Annotated in this window: 7 protein-coding genes; 1 reads left to right on the top strand and 6 read right to left on the bottom strand. The window is 73.2% G+C overall.

Annotated elements, in window-relative coordinates:
• From CCN39_RS29045 to CCN39_RS29020, 6 genes are all read right to left on the bottom strand, one after another.
• On the bottom strand, positions 1-352 hold a 352-nt coding region (locus CCN39_RS29045), incomplete at its 3' end, for a purine nucleoside phosphorylase YfiH/LACC1 family protein (protein WP_208630426.1).
• A 74-nt stretch (positions 353-426) separates the two neighbouring features.
• Entirely contained in the window at positions 427-1,734 is a 1,308-nt protein-coding gene (gene ftsZ / locus CCN39_RS29040; protein ID WP_086847272.1) for a cell division protein FtsZ, read from the bottom strand.
• A gap of 242 nt (positions 1,735-1,976) precedes the next feature.
• A complete protein-coding gene (locus CCN39_RS29035) occupies positions 1,977-2,747 on the bottom strand; it encodes an anti-sigma factor (RefSeq protein ID WP_244211050.1) in 771 nt (256 codons plus the stop codon).
• A complete protein-coding gene (sigK, locus tag CCN39_RS29030) occupies positions 2,744-3,349 on the bottom strand; it encodes an ECF RNA polymerase sigma factor SigK (RefSeq protein WP_143264195.1) in 606 nt (201 codons plus the stop codon). Before sigK ends, CCN39_RS29035 begins: the two co-directional genes overlap by 4 nt.
• On the bottom strand, positions 3,342-4,076 hold the full coding sequence (locus CCN39_RS29025; protein ID WP_086847289.1) for a DUF1365 domain-containing protein: 735 nt from the start codon (positions 4,074-4,076) through the stop codon (positions 3,342-3,344). The genes sigK and CCN39_RS29025 overlap by 8 nt, the downstream gene beginning before the upstream one ends.
• Positions 4,070-5,338, bottom strand: coding sequence for an NAD(P)/FAD-dependent oxidoreductase (locus tag CCN39_RS29020; protein ID WP_086847266.1), 1,269 nt, complete (start codon positions 5,336-5,338; stop codon positions 4,070-4,072). Before CCN39_RS29020 ends, CCN39_RS29025 begins: the two co-directional genes overlap by 7 nt.
• A 377-nt stretch (positions 5,339-5,715) precedes the next feature.
• Between CCN39_RS29020 and CCN39_RS29015 the strand changes: the two genes are divergently transcribed.
• Entirely contained in the window at positions 5,716-6,978 is a 1,263-nt protein-coding gene (locus CCN39_RS29015; protein ID WP_086847264.1) for a class I SAM-dependent methyltransferase, read from the top strand.
• Position 6,979: the final 1 nt, after the last annotated feature.

Raw genomic sequence — 6,979 nt, 5'->3', positions numbered from 1 at the left:
CCCGGCCGGCGTGCACCGCCGAGACCACCCCGGCTTCGGCGTCGGCCAGCAGGACCGGGACGCAGTCGGCGACCAGCACCACGAGCGCGACACCCGGAGTCGCCGTCACCAGGGCGTCGGTTGCCTCCGCCGCCGCGGTTTCCGTGCCGTCGACGAGGGTCGCCGTGCGGCCGTGGACCTGCTCCATCCAGGCCAGCTTGTCCTCGGCCAGGCCCAGCTCGCTCGCCAGCCGCTTGCGGTTGGCGAAGACGTTGCCCTCGTCGTCGCCGACGTGGTCACCCAGGTTGAAGGTGTCGTAGGGCGGCCGTGACGCGCCGCCCGCCCTGGTCGTGACCACTCGCCGAACCCGCACGAATCCTCCTGGACGTGAATGAAGGCCATCACCCCCGACTCTAGTTCGCGGGTGACGGCCTTCAGAGGTGGTGGCTAGCGCCGCATGAACGGCGGGACGTCGACCTCGTCGTCCGACGGGTCGTCGTGCACCGGCATCGCGCGGCCGGGCAGGCTGCCCTGGGTCGCGTTGGAGCCGAGCGGCGAGTAGCCGCGCGAGCCGCCGCCGGGCTGCGGGAGCCCGCCGGACGGCTGGTTGCCGGTGGCCGAGGGCAGCGGCGAGTGCGACCGCGGCGGCGCCACCGGGTAGCCGGAGCTGCCCGCGGACGGCACCGGCGTGGCGCCCGACGGCGGCGTGGGCGGGTTCGAGACCTGCCCCGCCGAGGCCGAAGCCGTGGTCGACGACGCGCGCGAGCCGGAGCCGAAGGTCGACGGGTCCAGCTTCTTGTGCGTCGGCGCGCCGGCGTCGAAGCCGGCGGCGATCACCGTGACGCGGACCTCGTCGCCGAGGGAGTCGTCGATGATCGTGCCGAAGATGATGTTGGCGTCCGGGTGCGCGGACTCCTGGACCAGCGACGCGGCCTCGTTGATCTCGAACAGGCCCAGGTCGGAGCCGCCCGCGATGGACAGGAGCGCACCGTGGGCGCCGTCCATCGAGGCTTCCAGCAGCGGCGAGTTGATCGCCTTCTCCGCGGCCTGGATCGCCCGGCCCTCGCCGCGCGCCGAGCCGATGCCCATCAGCGCGGAGCCCGCGCCGGACATGACGCTCTTGACGTCGGCGAAGTCGAGGTTGATCAGGCCCGGGGTGGTGATCAGGTCGGTGATGCCCTGGACACCGGAGAGCAGCACCTCGTCCGCCGAGCGGAACGCGTCCATCAGCGAGACGCCGATGTCGCCGAGCTGCAGCAGCCGGTCGTTCGGGATCACGATCAGCGTGTCGCACTCGTTGCGCAGCTGCTGGATACCGTCCTCGGCCTGCTTGCCGCGGCGCTTGCCCTCGAAGGTGAACGGGCGCGTCACCACGCCGATGGTCAGCGCGCCCAGCTTGCGGGCGATCTGCGCCACGACGGGCGCGCCACCGGTGCCGGTGCCGCCGCCTTCACCGGCGGTCACGAACACCATGTCGGCGCCCTTGATGACCTCTTCGATCTCTTCGCGGTGGTCTTCGGCGGCCTTCTGGCCGACCTCGGGGGCGGCACCCGCGCCGAGGCCACGGGTCAGCTCGCGGCCGATGTCCAGCTTGACGTCGGCGTCGGACATGAGCAGTGCCTGTGCGTCGGTGTTCACCGCGATGAACTCGACACCTTTGAGGCCGACCTCGATCATGCGGTTCACGGCGTTCACGCCGCCACCGCCGATGCCGACCACCTTGATCACCGCAAGGTAGTTGTGCGGGGGCGTCATCGAAGTCCGCCTTCCTGATCGTTGTGCCCGTACAGCCCGCCGCCGGTGAGCAAACCCTCAACCTCAACCCCAGATCGAGAGTTATGTCAACCGCCGACGTTAGGCAGGACGGTAGGCACCAGGCAGGCTCTAATCCAGTAGGCACGCCGTGTGTCGCAAAGGTGTTTTGCCACAACACGTTCGAGCGCGCAAGAGCGCCGGGCCGCGAGCACCCCTTCGGCCCGATCTGGTATGGCGCCGGATCAGGCGGGCGCGGGCATGCTCATGAGGACTTCCGTGGGCGCTCCGGTGGCCGATCCACCGGGCGGTTCGACGCTCACCGCGACCTTGTCGGCGCTGCCCACGCCGTCGGCGACGACCAGGCCGCCCTGGTCCGCGGCCGCGATCACCCCGGCCGAGCGCGGCGCGTCGGCGCCGGTGATCAGCCAGGCTTCGTAGACCTTCCCGCCCGGCTGCGGCGGCAGGCCCGCGTCCATCACCATCACCCGGTTCAGCGATCGCGACAGGACGACGGTGACCCCGCCGCCGGTGGGCGCCTCGCCGTGCGCGGTCTTGGCGTCCGGGGCCGCGAGCAGCGCCGCCACCGGCGCGAACTGCTGTTTCGCCTGGTCGAGACGGCTCTGCGCGGTCTGCAGCTCCTGGCGCTGGGTCAGCGCGATCCCGCCGAACACCCCGCCCGCGGCGAGGCCGACGACGGCGGCCGCGGCCGCCACGACGACCGCCCAGCGCGGGGCGCGCGCCGAGCGGCGGTGCCGGTCGGGCGAGCCGGACCGGGTCCGCGGCGGCAGCTGGCGGGTGGCGTGCATGGCGGTCATGACGCGGTCCTTGAAGTACGGCGGTGGCTCCTCGGCCATCGCCGCGCCCAGCCGGGCCGCCGTCGCGCGCAGCTCGGCGACCTCCTGCGTGCACGAGTCGCACTGCTCGAGGTGGCGGGCGAACTCCGCGCGTTCGACGTCGTTGACGGCGTCGAGCGCGAAGGCGCCGGCCAGGGTGTGCATCTCCGGCGTGCTCAAGCGGTCACCCCCAGGCAGTCCCGCAGGCGGATCAACCCGTCCCGCAGCCGCGTCTTGATGGTTCCCTGCGGCGTCGACAGCACTTCGGCCACCTCGCGATACGTATAGCCCTGGTAGTAGGCGAGCAGCACGGACTCGCGCTGCAGATCGGTCAGGAAGGACAGGCACCGGCGCACCTGGGAGCGTTCGAGCCGCGCGGTGACGGACTCGGCGACCTCGTCGAACGGGCGGCCGCGGGCGGCCTCGAAAGTCGCCTTCTGCTCGCGTTCGGTGCTCGCGCGCGCCGAGCGGACGCGGTCGACGGCGCGGCGGTGCGCCAGCGTCATCGCCCAGTTCAGCGCCGAGCCCTTGTCCGGCGCGTACCGCGTCGCGGTGCGCCACAGCTCGACGAGGACTTCCTGGGCGACTTCTTCGGACTGGGCCGCGTCGCGCACGATCCGCCGGACGAGCCCGTAGATCGGCCCCGCGAGCTGGTCGTAGAGCAGCTCGAAGGCCCGCTCGTCGCCCTTGGCGACGCGCACCATGAGCTCTTCCGCCGTCGGACCGGCCGGGACTTCCGAAGGCACGGGCGCCATCCGGCGCCGGCGAGCCGGCTCATCCATGCAGCTGTCCTCCGGCGTTCTGCGGGGTGCGCGGCACGACCGCGGCCTTCCGCAGCCACAGCGTGACGCCGTGGCGGCGGATCAGCGCGGACACCCGCTGCGGGAGCAGCGGCCGGGCCAGGACCAGCCGGGCCAGCCACCGCGGGTTCACCGGGCGGCGAACTCCCCGCAGCGTAGCGACCAGTGGCGTGGCCGTCCCGCGGCGCAACGCCACGGTGAGGTCGAGCAGCGCCTCCGGGCGCGGCAGGCGCATCCGGTATTCGCCGTCCATCTCCTGGAACGGCGAGACGTAGAACTCCTTGGCCGCGCGGGCGCGCCCGGCCTCGTCGGGGTGCAGCAGGTAGGCGTGGCGGCCGCCGTAGGTGTTGTGCACCTCGGCGACCACGCACACCAGCCGGCCGTCCGGGTCGTGGCACCAGTAGACGCTGATCGGGTTGAACACGTACCCGAGCACCCGCGCGGCGGCGAGCATCACGACCCGGCCGCCGCGCAGGTCGACCCCGCGCTCGGCGAGCCAGGCGTCCAGCTTTTCCCGGATGCCGCGCGGATCGCCCGCGACGAAGTGGTCGCGGCGGTCGAACCCGGCGAACGGCCGCAGCCACCACGGCAGCCGCGGGAGGTCGTCCAGGTCGACGCGCCACAGGTACACGCGGTGGGCGAAGGCGTGCGGCGGGTCGATCCGCCGCACGTGCGCGACCGTGGCGTCGTACAGCGCGTTCGTCACCAGGCCACCCCCAGGCTTTCCGCGGCGCGGGCTCCCGAGGAACAGCCGTCCTCGTGGAAGCCCCACCCGTGGTAGGCGCCCGCGTAGGCGAGCACGCCGTCGTTGAGGTCGGGCAGCCGGCGTTGCGCGGCAACGGATTCCGGCGTGTAGACCGGGTGCTCGTACCGCATCCGCGCGACGACGTGCTCCGGGCCGGGGCCGTCGCCGGGGTTGAGCGTGACGACGTAGCCGGTCGGCTCGTCGAGCCGCATCAGGCGGTTCATGTCATAGCTGACCTGGACCGCGCCGGTGGGCGCGCCGCAGGCGGGCGCGCGGTAGTTCCACCCGGCCCGCGCGTCGGCCAGCGAAGGCAGCACGCTCGTGTCGGTGTGCAGCCAGGCCTCGTTCTCGGAGTACCGGAACGCGCCGAGCACCTCGCGCTCGGCGGCGGTCGGGTTGGCCAGCAGGGCCAGGGCCTGGTCGGCGTGCGTGGCGACGACGACCTTGTCGACCCGGTGCGGCGTGTCGGCGTCGTCGCGGATCTCGACGCCGCCGGCGGTCCGCAGCACCGACCGCACCGGCGTCGACAGGTGGACGGCGGTGAGCTGCTTCGCCGCGAGGTCGACGTAGGCGCGGGAGCCGCCCACGACGGTCCGCCAGGCCGGCGAGTTCTGCACCGAGAGCATGCCGTGGTTGCGGAGGAACTCGAACAGGTACCGCGCCGGGTACCGCAGCGTGTCGGCGCGGTCGGCCGACCACACCGTGGACACCAGCGGCAGCATGAAGTGGTCGACGAAGTAGCGGGTGTAGCCGCCGATGGCGAGGAACGCGCCGAGGGTGACGTCGCCGGCGTCCTTCGCCGCCAGGAGCCGCTTGGCGTGCCGGTGGAACCGCTTCACCTCGGCCAGCATCCGCAGGTAGCGGCCGCGGACGGCGTTGCCGCGCTGGGCGAACAGGCCGGCCACGCCCTTGGCGCCGGCGTACTGGAGGCCGCAGCCGTCGCAGCGGATGCTCATCGACATCTCGGTGTCGCGCGTGGCCACCCCCAGCTCGCCGAACAGCTTCAGCAGGGTCGGGTAGGTGCGCTCGTTGTGGACGATGAAGCCGGAGTCCACGCCGACGGTGCCGCCGTGGGTGCTCGGCACGTCGTGCGTGTGCGCGTGCCCGCCCAGGCGGTCGTCGGCCTCGAACAGCAGTACTTCGTACTTGCGTTGCAGCAGGTATGCCGCGGTCAGCCCGGCCACCCCGCTACCGATGACGCCGATGCGTTCTCCCGTGATCTCCACATCGGTCCTTCGGGACCGCGGCCCGGCCGGATTGCCGGGGGTGGCGACCAATCCACCGGGGCGGGGAGAGCGAATCCCCTGGCGTGCTCCGCCACGGCTCCGAGCCGCCGGTCGCGGCAGCCGCAAGCCACCCTCGGCGGCCGGCAGCGGGCGACCGCCGCGGTCGGCTTCGGCGGACCACGGACCGGCCGGATCACCGGGGCGGGCGGCCAACCCTGGCCGGGAGCAGGCCGGTCCGCGGGCGCTCAGCCGCGGCCCGCACATCGCGGCAGCACCAGCCACCCACGCCCCCGGCAAGGCCGACCGCCGCGATCGAGTTCGCCGGACCGCGGNNCCGGGCGACCAATCCACCGGGGTGGGCTGAGCGAATCCCGGGCATGCCGCACACCACCGCGCACCACCTCGCCTCGTTCGCCGCGAAACTCCTCGGCGGCCCGCTCCCCGTGGGCCTGCGGACCTGGGACGGCACCCGCGCCGGCCCAAAAGATGCACCCACGGTCGTGCTCCGCAACCGCCGTGCCCTGCGCCGCCTGCTGTACGCGCCCGGCGAGCTGGGGCTCGCCCGCGCCTACGTCACCGGCGACCTCGACGTCGAAGGAGACCTGGCGGACGGCTTCCGCCGGATCTGGGCCCTGACCCGCTCGGGGGAGCTCGACCGGGTCAAGCTCGGGCCGCGCGAATGGGCGGAGGCCGTCCGGCTGGCCGCGCGGCTCGGCGTCGCCGGGCTGCCGCCGAAGCCGCCCGCCGAGGAGGCCCGGCTGTCCGGGAAGCTGCACAGCCTGCTGCGCGACCGCTCCGCCATCGCCCACCACTACGACCTGAGCAACGCCTTCTACCAGCTGCTGATGGACGAGTCGATGGCGTATTCGTGCGCGTACTTCACCTCGGAGTCGCAGAGCCTCGAACAGGCGCAGCACGACAAGCTGGAGCTGATCTGCCGCAAGCTGGGGCTGCGGCCCGGCATGCGGCTGCTGGACGTCGGCTGCGGCTGGGGCTCGCTGCTCGTCCACGCGGCCAAGCACCACGGCGTCGAGGCCGTCGGCATCACGCTCTCGGCCGAGCAGCTGCAGCACATCCGCGGCCGGCTCGCCCAGCACGACCTGGCCGACCGCGTCGAGGTGCGCCGCCAGGACTACCGGGAGCTGCCGGACGCGCCGTTCGACGCGGTCGCGTCGATCGAGATGGGCGAGCACGTCGGCGAGGTCAACTACCCGGCGTACGCGGCGACGCTGCACCGGATGGTGAAGCCGGGCGGGCGCGTGCTGCTCCAGCAGATGTCCCGCGGGGCCGTCGCCCCCGGCGGCGGCGCGTTCATCGAGCGGTACATCGCGCCCGACATGACCATGCGGCCGGTCGGGCGGACCGTCGACCACCTGGAGACCGCGGGCCTCGAGGTGCGGGACGTGCACGCGCTGCGCGAGCACTACGTCTGGACGGTCCGGGCCTGGGCCGCCACCCTGGAGGAGAACTGGGCCGACGTCGTCGCGCTCATCGGCGAGACGGGCGCGCGGGTCTGGCGGCTGTACCTGGTGGGCGGGGCGCTGGCGTTCGAGGAGAACCGGATGGGTGTGGACCAGATCCTGGCCGTGCGGCCCGACCGGCACGGCCGGAGCGGGCTGCCCGCGACGCGGGAGTGGTGAC

The sequence above is a fragment of the Amycolatopsis kentuckyensis genome, from assembly GCF_002155975.1.
GTDB lineage: Bacteria > Actinomycetota > Actinomycetes > Mycobacteriales > Pseudonocardiaceae > Amycolatopsis > Amycolatopsis kentuckyensis.
This window is presented reverse-complemented; position numbering and strand designations above follow the sequence as displayed.

Bases quoted from the DNA above. Each gene is read 5' to 3' on its own strand.
- ftsZ (WP_086847272.1), bottom strand. From the start codon at position 1,734: ATGACGCCCCCGCACAACTACCTTGCGGTGATCAAGGTGGTCGGCATC.
- sigK (WP_143264195.1), bottom strand. From the start codon at position 3,349: ATGGATGAGCCGGCTCGCCGGCGCCGGATGGCGCCCGTGCCTTCGGAA.
- CCN39_RS29015 (WP_086847264.1), top strand. From the start codon at position 5,716: ATGCCGCACACCACCGCGCACCACCTCGCCTCGTTCGCCGCGAAACTC.